The sequence below is a fragment of the Sphingomonas psychrotolerans genome, from assembly GCF_002796605.1.
In the GTDB taxonomy this organism is placed as follows: Bacteria; Pseudomonadota; Alphaproteobacteria; order Sphingomonadales; family Sphingomonadaceae; genus Sphingomonas; species Sphingomonas psychrotolerans.
This window is the reverse complement of record NZ_CP024923.1, coordinates 4,641,047-4,657,961: the sequence shown is the minus strand read 5'-3', so window position 1 is coordinate 4,657,961 and position 16,915 is coordinate 4,641,047. Positions and strand designations below refer to the sequence as shown.

Annotated in this window: 17 protein-coding genes and 2 tRNA genes; 9 read left to right on the top strand and 10 right to left on the bottom strand. The window is 66.1% G+C overall.

Translation table 11 applies throughout. The features are described from left to right. Positions 1–23: 23 nt before the first annotated feature. The 5 genes from CVN68_RS23745 to CVN68_RS21180 form a co-directional block, all read right to left on the bottom strand. Positions 24–191 (bottom strand): hypothetical protein, encoded by a 168-nt coding sequence (locus CVN68_RS23745; protein WP_199560155.1) that lies wholly within the window; start codon positions 189–191, stop codon positions 24–26. Between the two features lie 103 nt (positions 192–294). Beyond that, the gene (locus tag CVN68_RS21200) at positions 295–1,299 is read right to left on the bottom strand and encodes a LacI family DNA-binding transcriptional regulator (protein ID WP_100283950.1); all 1,005 of its coding nucleotides are present in this window, start codon (positions 1,297–1,299) and stop codon (positions 295–297) included. A 102-nt stretch (positions 1,300–1,401) separates the two neighbouring features. Next, complete coding sequence (locus CVN68_RS21195) at positions 1,402–1,746, bottom strand: DUF3325 domain-containing protein (protein ID WP_100283949.1); 345 nt, start codon at positions 1,744–1,746, stop codon at positions 1,402–1,404. Continuing rightward, positions 1,743–3,239: a PepSY-associated TM helix domain-containing protein gene (locus CVN68_RS21190; RefSeq protein WP_100283948.1), complete on the bottom strand. Its 1,497-nt coding sequence runs from the start codon at positions 3,237–3,239 to the stop codon at positions 1,743–1,745. The genes CVN68_RS21195 and CVN68_RS21190 overlap by 4 nt, the downstream gene beginning before the upstream one ends. A 314-nt stretch (positions 3,240–3,553) precedes the next feature. After that, positions 3,554–5,683 carry a TonB-dependent siderophore receptor gene (locus tag CVN68_RS21180; protein WP_100283947.1) on the bottom strand — a complete coding sequence of 710 codons (2,130 nt, stop codon included), beginning with the start codon at positions 5,681–5,683 and terminating at the stop codon, positions 3,554–3,556. Between the two features lie 397 nt (positions 5,684–6,080). Between CVN68_RS21180 and CVN68_RS21175 the strand changes: the two genes are divergently transcribed. After that, positions 6,081–6,569 carry a MucR family transcriptional regulator gene (locus CVN68_RS21175; protein WP_100283946.1) on the top strand — a complete coding sequence of 163 codons (489 nt, stop codon included), beginning with the start codon at positions 6,081–6,083 and terminating at the stop codon, positions 6,567–6,569. A 169-nt stretch (positions 6,570–6,738) separates the two neighbouring features. On the opposite strand, the gene CVN68_RS24230 is transcribed toward CVN68_RS21175, so the two are convergent. The 3 genes from CVN68_RS24230 to CVN68_RS21165 all read right to left on the bottom strand — a co-directional run bounded on the left by CVN68_RS24230 (position 6,739) and on the right by CVN68_RS21165 (position 7,573). Then, positions 6,739–6,864: a hypothetical protein gene (locus CVN68_RS24230; protein WP_267893720.1), complete on the bottom strand. Its 126-nt coding sequence runs from the start codon at positions 6,862–6,864 to the stop codon at positions 6,739–6,741. 225 nt (positions 6,865–7,089) lie between these two features. After that, positions 7,090–7,165, bottom strand: a tRNA-Ala gene (locus tag CVN68_RS21170). 87 nt (positions 7,166–7,252) lie between these two features. After that, positions 7,253–7,573, bottom strand: coding sequence for a TIGR02300 family protein (locus CVN68_RS21165; protein ID WP_100283945.1), 321 nt, complete (start codon positions 7,571–7,573; stop codon positions 7,253–7,255). 102 nt (positions 7,574–7,675) lie between these two features. On the opposite strand from CVN68_RS21165, the gene aroA reads away from it, so the two are divergent. From aroA to CVN68_RS21140, 5 genes are all read left to right on the top strand, one after another. Further along, complete coding sequence (gene aroA / locus CVN68_RS21160; RefSeq protein WP_100283944.1) at positions 7,676–9,004, top strand: 3-phosphoshikimate 1-carboxyvinyltransferase; 1,329 nt, start codon at positions 7,676–7,678, stop codon at positions 9,002–9,004. Between the two features lie 363 nt (positions 9,005–9,367). Continuing rightward, the gene (locus CVN68_RS21155) at positions 9,368–9,997 is read left to right on the top strand and encodes a (d)CMP kinase (protein ID WP_100283943.1); all 630 of its coding nucleotides are present in this window, start codon (positions 9,368–9,370) and stop codon (positions 9,995–9,997) included. A gap of 267 nt (positions 9,998–10,264) precedes the next feature. Beyond that, a complete protein-coding gene (gene rpsA / locus CVN68_RS21150) occupies positions 10,265–11,980 on the top strand; it encodes a 30S ribosomal protein S1 (protein ID WP_100283942.1) in 1,716 nt (571 codons plus the stop codon). 173 nt (positions 11,981–12,153) lie between these two features. Beyond that, on the top strand, positions 12,154–12,432 hold the full coding sequence (locus CVN68_RS21145) for an HU family DNA-binding protein (protein ID WP_100283941.1): 279 nt from the start codon (positions 12,154–12,156) through the stop codon (positions 12,430–12,432). A gap of 81 nt (positions 12,433–12,513) precedes the next feature. Beyond that, positions 12,514–12,600 (top strand) — tRNA-Leu (locus CVN68_RS21140). Between the two features lie 4 nt (positions 12,601–12,604). Here CVN68_RS21140 and CVN68_RS21135 read toward each other — a convergent pair. Then, a complete protein-coding gene (locus CVN68_RS21135) occupies positions 12,605–12,838 on the bottom strand; it encodes a hypothetical protein (RefSeq protein ID WP_100283940.1) in 234 nt (77 codons plus the stop codon). A 175-nt stretch (positions 12,839–13,013) separates the two neighbouring features. On the opposite strand from CVN68_RS21135, the gene CVN68_RS21130 reads away from it, so the two are divergent. Together CVN68_RS21130 and CVN68_RS21125 are read left to right on the top strand one after the other, a co-directional pair. After that, entirely contained in the window at positions 13,014–14,471 is a 1,458-nt protein-coding gene (locus CVN68_RS21130) for an ABC transporter substrate-binding protein (RefSeq protein ID WP_100283939.1), read from the top strand. A 22-nt stretch (positions 14,472–14,493) separates the two neighbouring features. Further along, entirely contained in the window at positions 14,494–14,916 is a 423-nt protein-coding gene (locus CVN68_RS21125) for a DUF4112 domain-containing protein (RefSeq protein WP_100283938.1), read from the top strand. A gap of 179 nt (positions 14,917–15,095) precedes the next feature. Here CVN68_RS21125 and nadC read toward each other — a convergent pair whose 3' ends face one another. Beyond that, positions 15,096–15,959, bottom strand: coding sequence for a carboxylating nicotinate-nucleotide diphosphorylase (nadC, locus tag CVN68_RS21120; protein ID WP_100283937.1), 864 nt, complete (start codon positions 15,957–15,959; stop codon positions 15,096–15,098). 176 nt (positions 15,960–16,135) lie between these two features. Between nadC and CVN68_RS21115 the strand changes: the two genes are divergently transcribed. Then, positions 16,136–16,915 (top strand): OmpA family protein, encoded by a 780-nt coding sequence (locus CVN68_RS21115; RefSeq protein ID WP_100283936.1) that lies wholly within the window; start codon positions 16,136–16,138, stop codon positions 16,913–16,915.

The following is a 16,915-nucleotide window of genomic DNA, read 5'->3' as shown; positions in this document are numbered from 1 at the left end:
ACCGGGACGGGACTTGGGACGCCTCAGGCGATAAAGGTCGAGAAGCAGACGAAAAACGCCGTGAAGCTCAGGGCGAACAGCTTCCAGTCGCTGTCGTCGCTGATCTTGCGCTCGATCGCGACGACGCGGCGCATCTGCACCCGGAAAGGATGGCGGCGGGCCTGGCCCTCGGCGACGAAACGAGTCTGCATGGCAGCAGTTAACGACTTGTTTACTTTTATTGCCAGCACGGAAGAAGGTTAACACCCGTCTATCCGTGGGACAGCTCGTCCCGGGACCGCTCGGACAGGATGGTTAACGCGGCGCAGGGCCGGTGGTCGAGCGCACCATGAGCTTGTGCTCGAGCGTGACTCGCTGCTCGGCGTCGGGCACGAGCATCAGATTGGCCGCGGCATAAGCGAGCTCGCGCACCGGCTGGCGCATCGTGGTGAGCGGCGGCCATACCGCCTTGGCGAGATCCGAATCGTCGAACCCGACGATCGACAGCTGGCGGGGCACGTCGACATCACTCTCGTGCGCCACCGCCAGCACGCCCGCAGCCATATCGTCATTGCCGGCGAAGATCGCAGTCGGCCGGGGCTCGCGTTCGAGCAGCTTCCGCGCCGCCTCACCACCCGACGTGAAGCTGTTCTCGCCGGCTGCGACCAGCTCGGGATCGAAAGCGATGCCGTGCGCCTCGAGCGCCTCGCGATAGCCCTGCAGCCGGTCCCAGGTCGAAACGTGGCTCTCCAGGCCGCGAATGAAGCCGATCGAGCGATGGCCGAGCCCGATCAAATGCTCGGTGACTTCGCGCGCCGCGGCGATATCGTCGATCGTCGCGGCCATGCCGGCTTCCTTGCGCGCTCCGGGCGCGATCCGGACATAAGGCAGGCCGCGGCGATCGAGTTCGTCGAGCAAAGCCGGCATCTCGGTCACCGGCGGCGACAGGATCACCCCGTCGAGATGCGCCTCGTCGATCAGCGCCATCACGTTCGAGACCAGATCGGGCGACTGGCTGTCGACCGGCTGGAGCAGCAGCCGATAGCCGAGCTCGCTGCAGCGCTTCTGCGCGCCGATCTGGATATGATAGACATAATAGGGACTGGGATTGTCGTAGAGCAAAGCCACCTGGAACGAGCGCCGCCCGGCCAGCGTGCGCGCGGCATGGCTGGGGCGGAAGTTCAATCGCGCGACGACTTCCTCGACGCGGCGGCGAGTCTCCTCGCTGACATGCTTTTCATTGTTTAGGACGCGGCTGACGGTCTTGAACGACACGCCTGCGATCTTCGAGACTTCCTTGATCGTCGGACGGCTGGACATGGCGGACCCCCGGCCGAAAGCGGCCCTGCACCCGGCATATTTGACAGCGCTGCCATCGTGCAAGCCAAGATATATGCTGCGGGTGCGTAGCCCGAGGCGGCTTCAGGCCGCAGCGCCCGCTCCCGCGAGGGCAAAGGCAAGGCCAACGATCGCCATCCCGATGGCCAGCACCGCACTCACTCGCGCGAGGCGCGGCGCGAAGGCGAGGCTCAACAGCACGATTCCGGCGGCGAGCGGCGCGAGGCCGAACCAGGTGACCAAGGCCCGCGACCAGTCCGGTGTCAGCAACGCCGCCACGAGCGACAGCGCGATCAGGACCCATCCGGCGCGTGGCAGGCGATCGACGCGGCGGGGCGCATGCCAACGGCCGAGCAACGCAGGTGCGTGGCGCGACATCCCCGCTGCCAGCGCGAACAGGCCGAGATAGAGGAGCCCGGCGGCAATCACGCGGCCGCTCTCCCAGCACGGCGCGCGCCAGATACGGCTGGACGCCGAGTCTGCCGCCAGACCAGCGGCAAGAGGGCCGCGGCGACTCCGAGCAGCATCAGGTTACCGATGAGGATCACTGCGTCCCCCTGCCCCAGCGGCACGAACAGGGGAGCAATCGCGCAGCCTGCGGCGACCAACCCGAGCAACAGCGGCCAGGTGATCGTGGACGGCAGCACCGCGCCGACGGCCAAAGCTGCCGCGGCCGTCCACAAGGCGATCGACACCTCCGCCTCCGAACGGCCCGACAGCCCCAGCGGCAGCAGACGATTGGCGAGCAGAAAAGCTACGCAGCCGAGCGGCACGCCGGCCAGCACGCCGACATTGAGGCGTTCGAGGATGCGGTTGGCCATCGACAGCGGGCCGCGCTCGCGGCGCTTGACGATCCACAGGGCGAGCCCAGTGGCGATCGCCAGTGTCAGCATCGCGCCGCCGAGGAAGTAGAGCCAGCGGGTCAGCGATGGCGCGAAGCGGCCCATGTGCAGCCCGTAGAGCACGTTGTACGTCTGAATCGCAGGCCGCGCCTCGGACCACTCGGCCAGCACACGCCCCGTCGCTCCGTCGAAGCTGATCTCGGCAGGCGTGTAGGCGATCTGGCTCGTATCGGCGCGAAACGCAGTCACCACTGCGTTCTTGTTGCCCGGATTGATCACATAGACGCGGCCGACCGCACCGCCGCCGAAGCGGCGCTGCGCCTCGTGCAGCATCGGGACGAGCGGGGCGAGCGGCGTCCTGGCGCCGGAGGCTGCGCGCTCGGCGATGCCGGGTATCTGCTCGCGGTATAGGGCCGCCACGTCCTCGCCATAGGCGGCGCTGATCGGCCAGGGCATGCTCAGCGACCCGAGCGTGATCAGCCCCGTAAAGGTGATCATCAGGTGGAACGGCAGCGCCAGCACGCCGAGCGCATTGTGCCCGTCGAGCCACGAGCGCTGGCCCTTGCGCGGGCGGAAGGTGAAGAAGTCACGGAAGATGCGGCGATGCGCGATGATTCCGGTGATCAACGCGATCAGCATCACTGCCGCGGCGAGCGAGGCGAGCAGTCGGCCCCAAGGGAAGGGCAGCTCAAGCTCGAAATGGAGCCGGTAGAAGAATTCTCCGCCCAGCGTCTCGCGCGCGACGGGCGCCCCCGTCGACGGATCGAGCGCGCGGTAGAGAAACGCGCCGCCGCTGTCATATGCCGCCTCGACCGTGTGCATCCGGCTGTCCGGTACGGTGAGGTACCAACCGGTCGCATCGGGGGCATTGCGCGAGAGCCAATCGGCTGTCGCGGCGATCGCTTCGGCGGGATCGGCAGTCGCGCTGGCCTCGGGGCGCATCCACCGCCCGATCTCGGGCTTGAACACGCTGAGCGTGCCCCCGAGGCACATCACGAACAACACCCAGCCGAGCAGCAGCCCGGTCCAGCCGTGCAGCCACGCCATCACTTGCCGCGCGCCTTCACGCACTGGGCTCATGCCGGCGGCCCCGCCGCCCAGACGATCGCGGCGAGCAGCAGCGCCGCGGCGACCACGCCCGCGACCGCGCGCCAGGGGCCCACGCGCGAGGAACGCCCAGATGGTGACGGCCGGCGCGACGAGGAAAGCGAGCAATGTCGCCACCGTCACCGCCTCGACTCGTGCCATCGGGAGCGTCCGCGCCAGCGCCATGGCGAGCAAGGCCGCGACCGCATAGGCCCCGACGCTGCCGGTCACTGCGCGCGCGGCGACGTTGCCGCGATAGCGCCAGCCTCTCCGCCCCGATTGCGCCCCGCCCACCACCGCCCCGCTATTCAATATGCGAAGCTGAGCGACAAGGTCGCACTGCGCGGCGGCGCGTAGAAGGCCTGTCCCCACATCAGACTGGCGAGATGCTTGTGGTCGGTGACGTTGCGGACATTCACCGCCGCGCGCACGCGATCGAACACGCGGATTCCGGCCATCAGATCGACCACGGCATAGCTATCCTGCCTGAGGACGACGTCGTTGCCGCCCGCATCCTGAATGTTCGCATCGGCATAGCTGATCGCGCTCTGCCAGCGCAGCTGCGCGCCGAGCTTGAGATCGTTGAGCGTCGGTTCGTTCCAGCTAGTGGCGAGCTTGAGCGTACGGCGCGGCAACCAGGTCCGCGTCGGGTCCCCCGCCTCATCCTCGAGCTTGAGCCCGGTATAGCCGCCGCTCAGGCTCCATTTGTCGGTGATCTTGCCGGCGATTTCGATTTCGAAGCCCTTCGAAACGGTGTCGACGCCGGTATAATAGCTGTCGCCAGCCTGCCCGGCATCGCCTTGTCCGAAGACACCGGCAAACGCCGCCAATCCCCGCTGCTTCGCGCGAAACAGCGACGCCGTGGCGTAGAGCCGGCCGCCGAACCACGTGCTCTTGATGCCGCCCTCGAGGCTGCTACCCTTGGCAGGAGCGAGCTTCGCATTGGTGGCGTCCACCTCGATCTGCGGATTGAAGATGTCGGTATAGCTCGCATAGAACGAGACATTAGGCGTGATGTCGAAGATCGCACCGAGATAGGGGCTCACCGCGCTGTCCTTGCGCGACTGGTCGGTGGCGTACGACGTGCCGCTCGAATCGATCCACATCGCGCTGGCGCCGACGACGGCCTTGAGATTGTCGGCGAGATTGAGGTGCGCGGCACCGTAAACGCGAGTGAGACGATCGGTATAGTCGGCCGCCAGATACTGATTGCCATAGGTCGGCTCGGCAATCAGGCCCTTGTCCCAGTCCTGCAGCGCGGGATAGACGACGGTACCCGCGAAATCCTCATATTCGAGTGCGTCCGAGCGCGCGGTCGAAACGCCGAATGCAAGGCTGTGCTCGCGCCCGAATAGCTTGACTGGACCCGAGGCGTAGAAGTCGCCGAGATACTGGTCGTAGATCGACGGATAGATGCCCGACGAGCCCTCGACGCCGAGCCCGGTCGCCTTGTCCGGATAGCCAAAGGCGTAGAGCAGTTTCGCATTCTCCTCGAAGCGCTTGTAGGTGAAGACGCCCTTGACGGACCAGCCGCCGGCGAACGCATAGCCGATCTCGGCAAAGGCGCTCTGATCTTTGACTTTCCAATAGGTCCAGTCGGCCGAGGTCGAGGCGGAGATCGGGTAATCGATCCGCGTGCCGTCGCTATAGGTGAGCGGCAGCGCGCCCCACAGCACGCCGTCGGCGTCGTTCTCCTGCCGCGTATAACCGGCGGTCAGAGTGAGGCTCGGCGTCGCCTTCCAGCTCAGGATCGCGCCATAGACGTCGCGATTGACGTGGTTGTAGTCGAGATACGAGTCACGCTCTTCGTGCGCATAGACCAATCGTGCCGCAACGGTATCGCGGAGCGGTACCGATACGTCGCCCTCGACCCGCCACTTGTCCCAAGACCCGCCCTGCACCGAGCCGCTTGCCTGCAAGCTATCGGTCGGGCGTTTGCGGATATAGTTGATCGTTGCCGACGGGTTGCCGATGCCGGTCATGATCGCATTGGCACCACGCACCGTCTCGACCCGATCGAACAATGCGGTATCGAGCTCGCCGAACTGAATGCCCCAAAATAGCGGCAGACCGATTCCGTCGACCTGGAAGTTCGACACGTCGAACCCGCGCGAATTGAAATAGGTGCGGTCGGTCTCGACGCGCTCGACGTTGATGCCGACAGTCTGGTCGAGCAGATCGTTGACGTTGGTCAGCGCGAAATCCTCGATCCGCTGGCGGTCGATGATGGTGATCGATTGCGGCGTCTCCTTTGGCGTGAGCGCCAGGCCGGTCGCCGAACTCGACTGCTGTTCGATCGTCCCGGTGACGACGATCTCGCTCTTCGACTGGTCCTGATCGTCGGACATCGCGGCGAGATCGGGAGCAGCGAAGGCGTGGGCTGGCGCGGCGGCAAGCAACGTGCTCGCCAGCAGGAGATGGCGCAGTGCCAGCTTCATCTGAATTCCCTTTTTGACCCGATAGTTTCGCGGGCGCCATAAGAGACGCCATAATGCGAGTCAATCTCAATAGCATTAATCGATGAACTAGTCCGGGGCGCGCCTACGGGAAGCAGGCCGCTCGCCTGACCTCGGCCTTGGCTAGTGTTCAGATTTTCAGCGGCGCGGCAACGTGCCATTCTAAACAACTGTATTTTATGAAAGAGATAAATTCGGACGACATCTTTGGTGCCGCAGGAAGGAGAGCAACTAATCGCTAAGAAATTGCGGACAACAAGAACAGACAAACTTGTTCATCAAAAAACTAACGCAGGTAGTCGACAAACGTGCGCCTTTCATTATGGTCCCGCCCCGGCGGTCGGAAAAGTGTCGCCCCAATCAAAAACAAGGAGTCGCCATGTCGGAAGAAAATAGCCTGAGCGCGGTCGAACTTGCCACCGAGCTGACGATTGCGTGGCTGGGCAATCAGAACAATCGCGTTTCGGCGGAGGATGTGCCGACATTCCTGCGAACGATGCACGCAACGGTAACTGAGCTCGCGGAGGGCGCAGCCACGACCGATGCGGAAGACGCCAGTCCCGTGCAGGAGTTCGCGCCGGCAGTATCGGTGCGCAAGTCGCTCGCATCGCGGGACCACATCCTGTCGATGATCGATGGCAAGCCTTATCGGACGCTGCGTCGCCATCTCTCCACCCACGGCATGACCCCCGAGGATTATCGGCGCCGGTACAATCTCAAGCCCGATTATCCGATGGTCGCCGAGAGCTATTCCGAGCAGCGTCGCGCGATGGCGAAGAAGATCGGCCTCGGTGCCAAGGGGCGCGCTGCCCGCTCGCAGAGCGCTCCCGCGACAGCAACGCCGCGCGGCCGCGCCAAGTCGGCCTGAGCGATCAGATGCCGCGCGTTCGGTCGCGCGGCATCAACCCATCCCGCAGCAACCTCAATCGTGCGCGTTTCGGGGCCGTGAGGGCTTGGCGCACGCGCCCGATCCGCACCAATGAACAACACCGCCGGCCAGAAGGCCGTGTTGAAAACGTCGCTCAGCGGGTCTGGCATCACTCGACCGTGCCCGAATAGTCCATGATCTCGTTGGCCCGCTCGGCAACGTAGATCGCGAGCAACGGCCAGCGCGTCGCCAGCGATCGGCGGGTGAGCACGCGCACGACCAGCAGGACCGCCATTCCGGCATGAATGTGGAGAATGGTACGGGCGCCCCGGTGCCGTCGCCGATCCCGAGGATGAGCCGGACATACAGGTCTGCGAGATTCAGGAGCGATCCCCATCCCCAAAGCGGTGTTCTTGCGGGTCGCAAGGCCGCCGAGGCACGATCAAGGACGCGCTTTCAAATAGATACCGCCGATCCGGCGGTTCGGTGCGGCGCCTGGATGCGCCAGCACGCGGGGGAATGGTGGAGCCGAGGGGGATCGAACCCCTGACCTCTGCAATGCCATTGCAGCGCTCTCCCAGCTGAGCTACGGCCCCAAACCCCGGGAAGGCAGGCCCATTAGAAGGGCCCTGCCGGTTTGGCAAGGACGCTTTTTCATCTGCGCCCCTGCCTCACCGATTTTCTTACTGCTCGTCCTCGTCGCTGTTGGTCTCGACGCCGAGATCGTCGTCGCCGCCCAGATCGACATCGTCGTCGGGGGACGGCTCTTCGTCCTCGGCGATGTCCAGATCTTCGTCACCCAGATCGGAGTCGACCGCCTCCGGCTTGGCCGGGCTGGCCTTGGCCGCCTCGAACGGCAAGGGCTGCTTCGACTTCAGGATCGGCTCGGGCTCCCACGAATAGGAGCAGCTGATGCACGTGACCGGCTCGTCCTTGGTCAGATCGTAGAAGCGCGTTCCGCACTTCGGGCACGCGCGCTTGGTGCCCCATTCCGGCTTCACCATGTGTTGCCTCTTGCCTTTCAAAATATCTTGGATTTTCGGGTGTGACCCGGAAAGTGGTGGGCGCCTTGCCATGACGCAAGGCGGCTGTCAAAGCCGCGCGCAATGTCGCACCCAGAGCCTCGCCCCCTCACTCTCTCCGCGCGCGGTCCGCTGCGCGGCACCGTCACCGTCCCCGGGGACAAATCGATCAGTCACCGATCGCTGATGTTCTCGGCGCTCGCGGTGGGCGAAAGCCGGATCGAAGGGCTGCTCGAGGGCGAGGATGTGCTTGCCACCGCCGCCGCAATGCGGGCGATGGGGGCGGATGTCACACGCGACGAGGATGGCGTGTGGCGCGTCCACGGCGTCGGCGTCGGCGGCCTGCTCCAGCCGCAAGCGGCGCTCGACATGGGCAATTCGGGAACGTCGACCCGGCTGCTGATGGGGCTGGTGGCCAGCCATCCGATCACTGCGACCTTCACCGGCGATGGGTCGCTTTCGGGGCGCCCGATGGGCCGGGTGATCGAGCCGCTGTCGCGGATGGGCGCCGACATCACAGCCTCGCCCGGCGGGCGGCTGCCGCTGATGGTGCGCGGGCTCAATCCCGCGGTGCCGATCGAATATACCCTCCCCGTCGCATCGGCGCAGGTGAAGTCCGCGGTGCTGCTCGCGGGGCTCAACACGCCCGGCATCACCCGCGTGATCGAGCCGGTGCCGACGCGCGATCATAGCGAGCGGATGCTCCGCGGGTTCGGCGCCGATCTGCGGATCGAGGATGGCGCCGACGGCAAGATCATCTCGATCACGGGCGAGGCCGAGTTGAAGCCCCAGCACATCGTGGTGCCGGGGGACCCCTCCTCCGCCGGCTTCTGGATGGTCGCGGCCTCGATCGTCCCGGGCTCCGAGATCCTGATCCGGAACGTCTGCATGAATCCCACGCGCGCCGGACTGATCACTGCGCTCAAGCTGATGGGCGCCGACATCTCCGAGATCGACGCGCGCGAAATGGGGGGCGAAGCGGTCGCCGATCTGCGCGTGCGCCACGCGCCGCTCAGCGCGATCGAAGTGCCGCCCGCGCTCGCGCCGAGCATGATCGACGAATATCCCATCCTGTTCGTGGCGGCGGCGTTCGCCCAGGGCCGCACCGTCGCGCGCGGCGCGCACGAGCTACGCGTCAAGGAATCGGACCGGATTGCGACGATGCGCATTGCGCTCGAAGCCGCAGGCGTCTCCACCATCGAGCACGAGGACGGGCTGACGATCGAGGGATCGGGGGGCGAACTTCTCCCAGGCGCCGCGCATATCGCCTCGAAGCTCGACCACCGGATCGCGATGAGCATGGCGATCGCCGGGCTCGGCGCCCGGCGCGCGATCACGATTGACGACGTATCGCCGGTCGCCACGAGCTATCCGGGCTTCTTCGGCGTTATGGAATCGCTTCTCGTGGCCTGACCGGTCACCTGATCTCTAGCAGGGCTACAGCGCCACCGGCTTCTGGCAACCCGCGGGACACGTCAGAATCCCCCGTCAAAAACCGGGAGGATTGAAAACGGCCGGTCTCCGGAACACGGGCGGTGGGCCAAACGATCGGGATGCTGTCCGCACCGAGCCCGCTGGCCTCGCTCGCCCGGGTCTCGTCGCGCAGCCTGACCTAATTCGCTCAACACCAATTGGCGGCAAATACGAGAGCCGGGCGACGCAATGCCGCGCGGGCACGAATCGTTGCGACATGCTGGTCTCGCCAGCCCCTTCGGATCGGTCCGTGTCTTGAGGATCCCCCTTGACGCACCGCCCGTGCGCGGCGAACGCGGGCGCATGATCATCGCCGTCGACGGACCGGCTGCTTCGGGCAAGGGCACCATCGCCCGCGCACTGGCGCGCCACTATAACTTGCCGCACCTCGATACCGGCCTGCTCTATCGCGCCGTTGCGGCGACCTTGTTGCGCGCTGGACTGGAGCCGGCCTCGGAGGCCGATGCGGTCGCTTCCTGCGGGTTCGAGGACGAGTTGCTCGGCGACCCGTGGCTGCGCACCGATGAGGTCGGCAGGCTGGCTTCGGTGGTCTCGGCGCACCCCCCGGTGCGCGCCGCCTTGCTCGAGCGCCAACGCAACTTCGCCCGGCAGCCCGGCGGCGCAGTGCTCGACGGACGCGATATCGGTACGGTGATCGCGCCCGACGCCGAGGTGAAGCTGTTCGTCAAGGCGACCCCGACGATTCGCGCACAACGACGCCACCTCGAACTGCGCAAACAGGGTGCCGACACCAGTCTCGACAAGGTGCTCGCTGACATCCGAACGCGCGACGAGCGCGATTCGCAGCGCTCCGAAGCGCCGATGCGTCAGGCCGAGGATGCAGCCGTGCTCGACACCAGCTTCCTCTCGATCGACGCGGCGGTGCAGCGGGCGATCGCGCTGGTCGAGCAACGGACGCGCGCCGGGGGCTGAACGTCACGAACGAAGGCGCGTTCGCCTTGCCTCATCGGCCCGGTTCGGCTATGGGCCGCCCGTCCTGCGAGCATGGCTCGCGGAGGTATGGCGCGGAGAAACGATTCTGCCGCGCCCTTTTCGCACTTGTCGCGTCTGGTCCTCCGCTGAGTTCTCGTCCGCACGGATGCCGCGACCGGCATTCGGCCGCCGCGGCAATTTCGGCCTCCAAGACCGCTGGATTCAACCAGCCGGCCGGAAAAAACGTGAAGTAGGAACTGAACTTTTATGGCCACTACGGCAAACCCCAGCCGCGACGATTTCGCGGCGCTCCTCGAACAAACTCTCGGTGGCGCAGAAAGCTTTGAAGGCCGCGTCGTCATCGGCACCGTCACCGGCATCGAAAACGACCTCGCGGTCATCGACGTCGGCCTGAAGTCCGAAGGCCGCGTGCCGCTGCGCGAATTCGCAGCGCCAGGCCAGAAGGCCGATCTCAAGGTCGGCGACGAAGTCCAAGTTTATGTCGACCGCGTCGAGAATGCGAACGGCGAAGCAATGCTCAGCCGCGACCGCGCCCGCCGCGAAGCCGCCTGGGACACGCTCGAAACCGAATTCGCCAAGACCGCACGCGTCGAGGGCGTCATCTTCGGCCGCGTCAAGGGCGGCTTCACTGTCGACCTTTCGGGCGCGGTGGCCTTCCTCCCCGGTTCGCAAGTCGATATCCGTCCGGTGCGCGACGTCACGCCGCTGATGGACATCCCCCAGCCCTTCCAGATCCTCAAGATGGACCGCAAGCGCGGCAACATCGTCGTGTCGCGTCGCGCGGTGCTTGAGGAAACCCGCGCCGAGCAGCGTTCGGGCCTGATCCAGTCGCTGGCCGAAGGCCAGGTGATCGACGGCGTCGTCAAGAACATCACCGATTACGGTGCGTTCGTCGACCTGGGCGGCATCGACGGCCTGCTCCACGTCACCGACCTCAGCTACAAGCGCGTCAATCACCCGAGCGAAGTGCTCAACATCGGTGACACGGTGAAGGTGCAGATCATCCGCATCAACCGCGACACGCAGCGCATCAGCCTCGGCATGAAGCAGCTCGAGAGCGATCCGTGGGATGGCGCCGCAGAAAAGTATCCGGTCGGCGCGAAGCTCACCGGCCGCGTGACCAACATCACCGAGTACGGCGCGTTCGTCGAGCTCGAAGCGGGCATCGAGGGCCTCGTCCACGTCTCCGAGATGAGCTGGACCAAGAAGAACGTCCATCCGGGCAAGATCGTCTCGACTTCGCAGGAAGTCGACGTGGTCGTCCTCGAGGTCGACGCCGAGAAGCGCCGCATCTCGCTGGGCCTCAAGCAGGCGATCTCGAACCCGTGGGAGGCCTTCGCGGCAGCTCATCCGGTCGGCAGCGAAGTCGAAGGCGAAGTCAAGAACGCCACCGAGTTCGGCCTGTTCATCGGCCTCGACAACGACGTCGACGGCATGGTCCACATGTCGGACATCGCCTGGGGTATCTCGGGCGAGGACGCGCTCAACCTGCATCGCAAGGGCGAGACCGTTAAAGCGATCGTGCTCGCGATCGAGCCCGACAAGGAGCGCATCAGCCTCGGCATGAAGCAGCTCGAGCGCGGCGGTCCTTCGGCGGCCGTGGTGGCTGGCGAAGGCGACAAGCTCAACAAGAACCAAGTGGTCACCGTCACCGTTCTCGAAGTCCGCGACGCGGGCCTTGAGGTTCAGGTCGGCGAAGACGGCGCGACGGGCTTCATCAAGCGGACCGATCTCGGCCGCGACCGCGACGAGCAGCGCCCCGAGCGCTTCCAGGTCGCGCAGAAGTTTGACGCGATGGTCACCGGTTTCGATCGTTCGAAGAAGCCGACCTTCTCGGTCAAGGCGATGCAGATCGCCGAAGAGAAGCAAGCCGTTCAGCAATATGGCTCGTCCGACTCGGGCGCGTCGCTGGGCGACATTCTCGGCGAGGCCCTCAAGGCCCGCAACAACGAGAAGAACTGACGCAGCTTTGGGGGAGCGGTTTCGGCCGCTTCCCCTTCGCCGTGTCAAATAAATCCCCTAAACTGTTAATCTTCGGGTTGATGCAAGTTGGGAAACGGCGCTAGAGCAGGCGCTGCGTTGGGGATTAGCCGCGTCGGACGACCGCGGTCCGCGTGTGCCAAGGGAGGGTGCGGATGATCCGTTCGGAACTCGTGCAATTGTTGGTGGATGACAATCCCGGCCTGTCGGCACGCGAGGTCGAGAAGATCGTCTCGGTCTTCTTCGATGACATTGTCGGCCGCCTGACCGAGGATGGCCGCGTCGAGCTGCGCGGCTTCGGCGCCTTCTCCACCCGCGCGCGCGACGGTCGCACTGGCCGCAATCCGCGGACCGGGGAAACCGTCGACGTCGCGCCCAAGCGCGTGCCCTATTTCAAGCCCGGCAAGGAAATGCGCGTTCGCCTCAACGTCTGAGCGCCACGCCATCTTTCGAAACGCAGATGAGGCCGGAACCGCTTGACGGTTTCGGCCTCATGCGCTTGGCAAGGCTAGCGTGCGGACGTGGCGGAACCGGTAGACGCCGGAGACTTAAAATCTTCTGCCCCTCGGGGCGTGCGGGTTCGAGTCCCGCCGTCCGCACCAATACCTACGGGCTGTCGGGATCATCATCCTGGGTGGCGATGATCACGCCGCCGGCGACGATCGCCGCCACGCCGAGGATTGCAATGATCGGCGCGCCCGCGAGATCCGATTCCTTCTCGCTGGCGGTCGACGCGCGAAGCGACAGCTTCGACGCCGAACCTTGTGCGGCGATCGCCGGCGTCGCCGCCAACGAGAGTGCCGCCACTGCAGTCGCGGCCATTCCGAATATACGCACCATCGAACTACTCCCTTGGGTCAGTCGGCGGAAAGAACCCTTCGAATGACTGCAGGTTCCCCGAGTCCGTGCCCCAACACCCCGCCGATCGGCTGACACGCGGCATTCGAGGGACGGGGGGTTGGCAGCGCGGAGCGCGGATCATACACCCGCCTCGTCTCCACCAGCGGAAGCCCCGATGCAGCGATCGACTCTCCTTGTTGTTCTGCTTGGCCTCGCGCTGGCGGCGGAAGGATGCAGCACCGGCCAGCGCAAGGACGACGCCCCCGTGGTGGTCAGCGTCATCGGCGGCGAGACGAAACTGGCCGATCCCAGCGCCGGACAGCTCGACTCCACCGAACGCGTGCTGATGGGCGCGACCGCGCAAGGGCTTGTGCGGTTCGACGCCACTGGGCAGATCGAGGCGGCGCTAGCCGAGCGCTGGATCGTCATCGACGACGGGCGCAGCTATATTTTCCGCCTGCGCGAGAGTTATTGGCCAGACGGTGCGCCGGTCACCGCGGCGCAAGTCGTGCGCGTGCTCCGGCGGGCCGCGGCCCCGGGCAGCCGCAACGCCCTCGCGCCGTTCCTCGCGGTCGTCGACGAGATCGTCGAGATGACCCCGACGGTGATCGAAGTGCGGCTGAAGCGGCCGCGGCCCGATCTGCTCAAGCTGTTCGCCCAGCCCGAGCTGGCGGTGTTCCGCACCGGCACGCTCGACGGCAGCGGCCCCTTCCGCGCCCAGTCGAGGGCGCGGGGCGTGCTGCTGAGCCCCGTACCGGACCCAGGCACCGGCAAGGCTGCGCCCGAACCGGAGGAAACCGTACACCTGCTGGGCGAACGCGCCGCGCTGGCGCTCGCACGGTTCAAGGCTCGCGAATCCGACCTGATCCTCGGCGGGAGCTTCACCGACTGGCCGATCGTGGCCCAGGCCGAGATCGCGCCCGCCAATCTCCACGTCGAGCAGCCGCTGGGGCTGTTCGGTCTCGCAGTGCTCCAACGCGAAGGCTTCCTTGCCGAAGCGAGCAATCGGGCTGCCATCGCCATGGCGATCGACCGGGCGGCGCTCACTCAGGCGGTGCGTCCCGAATGGACGCCGCTGGAGACGATATTGCCGAGCCAGCTCGACTCCGCCGCGCCACCCGTCCGACCCGATTGGGCGCCGCTCGCGCTCGATGCGCGACAGCAGACGGCGCGCGATCGAGTGGCGGCGTGGCGGCGGGCGCATCCCGAGCCGTTGACGCTGCGGATCGCCCTCCCCTCGGGCCCCGGCGCGACTCTGGTCTGGGCGCATCTCGCCGAGGCGATGCTGCGGATCGGCATCACGCCGCAGCGCGTCGGCCCGGCCGACTCTGCCGATCTGCGGCTGATCGACGCGATCGCGCCCTATGATAGCGGCCGCTGGTTCGTGCAGACGGCGTGCGTCGCCTGCTCGGAGCAGGCCGGGGCGCTGATTGCCGCGGGACGCGAGGCAGCCGATCTGCCGGCACGCGCGCAGCGGATCGCCGAAGCCGACGCGGCATTGACCGCCGATGGCGCCTGGATCCCGATCGCGCAGCCACTGCGCTGGTCGCTGGTCGCGCTGCGGCTCGGGGCATGGCAGGGGAACACGCGCGGCTGGCACCCGTTGAATCACCTGCGAAACGAGACGGAGTGATATGGTGGCAAGACCGGAGCGAATGGCAACGGGATGGGGCGCGGCGGCGAAGGATCTGCCGCTGGGCAAGGATCCCGCGCATATCCGCCGCCGGATCGAGGCGATGGAGCATCTGCTCGAGCGCAGCTTCACCATTCCCGGCACGCGCTTTCCGGTCGGTCTCGACGTAGTGCTCGATCTCATCCCCGGGATCGGCACCACCGTCGCCGCGGCGATGGGCGCCTATATGGCGTGGGAAGCGCGCAATCTGGGCATGTCGAAGACGCAGATCGCGCGGATGGCGGGCAATGTCGGCTTCGACTGGGCGCTTGGTATGATCCCGTGGGTCGGCGCGATTCCCGATCTGTTTTTCCGCTCGAACTCGCGCAATCTGAAAATCATCAGGAAGCATCTCGACAAGCATCACCCGGCGAGCGTGACCATCGAGCAGCCGCCAAAGGGATGAATGGAGGCTTGGCGACCCCGCTAAATTGACTCCGTTTGCGGTAACGCGAACAATCTCGACTGAAACTTACGCAAAGTTGAAACGATATTGCGCAGCGCGCTACGCGCATAGACAGGTTCAAAGAGCCAATCGCCCCGGGGCCAACCGACCTTGGGCAGCATATTGCAACAGATGAAGTCCTACATTGCAAGCCGTGCGCAGGCGGTGGTGAAGTCCAGTCCGATATCGGCGGCCGGCGCCGACTGGGTCAGGCGACCGACGCTGACATAAGTGACGCCGCTGGCCGCGATCGCGCCGATCGTGTCGAGGCGGACGCCACCCGACGCCTCGGTCGGCACCCTGCCCGCGACCAAAGCGACGGCCTCGCGAAGCATCGCAGGAGCCATGTTGTCGAGCAGCAGATGGGTGCCGCCGGCTTCGAGCGCGGGCGCGATCTGGTCGATGCGATCGACCTCGACGATGATGCGATCGATCCCCGCGGCGACCGCGCGGCGCACCGCCTCGCCGATCGAGCCCGCGACGCCGACATGATTGTCCTTGATCATCGCCGCGTCCCACAGCCCCATCCGGTGGTTCTGCGCGCCGCCCATGCGGGTGGCATACTTCTCGAGCACGCGCAGGCCGGGGATGGTCTTGCGCGTGTCGAGCAAGGTCGCACCGGTGCCGCCGATCGCATCGACATAGGCGCGGGTGAGCGTGGCGATGCCCGAGAGATGCTGGACGGTGTTGAGCGCCGAGCGCTCGGCGGTGAGCATCGCGCGGGCCTTGCCACGGAGCCGGAGAAGGTCGGTGCCGGCAGGCACGCTTTGTCCGTCCTCGACCAGCGATTCAATCTCCACTGTCGGGTCGAGCGCGCGGAAGAACGCTTCAGCGATCGGCAACCCGGCAACCGTGATCGCGTCACGGCTGTCCATGACGCCTTCGAAGACCGCGTCGGCAGGGATGACCGCAGCGGAAGTGATATCGCCGGCGGTGCCGAGATCCTCGGCTAGCGTGGCACGGACGAAGGCATGGAGGTCGAAATGGTCGAGGGTGAAGGGCATGCAGGGGCTCTACATCTCGGGGCATCCCGGCGGAAGTCGGGATCTCGACAGGTCGAAGGGAGGGTATCCGCCACGGGAGGGGCCTTGCGGTGAACCTGACCTGTCGGGGATCCTCAGATCAGGTTCAACGCGCAGTGGGCACAGACGCGTCATGGCGGGGGCCATGGAGACGTACAATGCAGTTTCAGAAACAGGCGTTTCGCGCCCTCGCCGCTTCGGCAGCGATCCTCGCCACTTGCAGCCCGGCAATCGCGCAGCAGCGAAACTGGGATTGGAGCGGCGGTCGCGCAGGTGACCGGGAATATCGGCTGGTCGGCGCCGGTGTGCCCCTGCTCCACCGCGAGTTGCGCAATACCAATCGTGGCCGCGCCTTCGTCATGCGCAATTTCGACACCAATCGCGACGGCCGGATCAATCGCCGCGAAGCCGAGCGGGCCAACCGGGTGTTCATCGAGATCGCGCGCCCGAGCCGCGGCGGATTCGACTGGTCGTCGCGCGACGAAGTCGTCGTAGTTCCCGATCGCGGCGGCGACTGGGACCGCGGCGCGATGCGCAACTACCGCTTTCGCCAGACCCCGCTCGGCGCAACGATGACGCTGCAGGAAGACGTGCTCTTCCGGACCGACAGCGCCGATCTGCGCCAGGGCGCGATCGAAAAGCTGCGGCCGCTCGCAGGCTATCTTCGCGCCAATTCCGGCGTCCGCGTCGCGATCATCGGCCATACCGATTCGCGCGGCAGCGACGCGCACAACCAGGTCTTGTCGGAGCGCCGCGCCGATAGCGTGCGATCCGCGTTCGACGAAATGGGTGTGACTCGCGCGCGGTTCCGCGTCGAGGGGCATGGCGAGCGCGAGCCGGTCGCCACCAACAATACGCCCGAGGGGATGCGCCTCAACCGCCGCGTCGAGGTTACGCTGCTGGGCCAGCGCGCCGACCGTTTCGATCGCGACAACTGA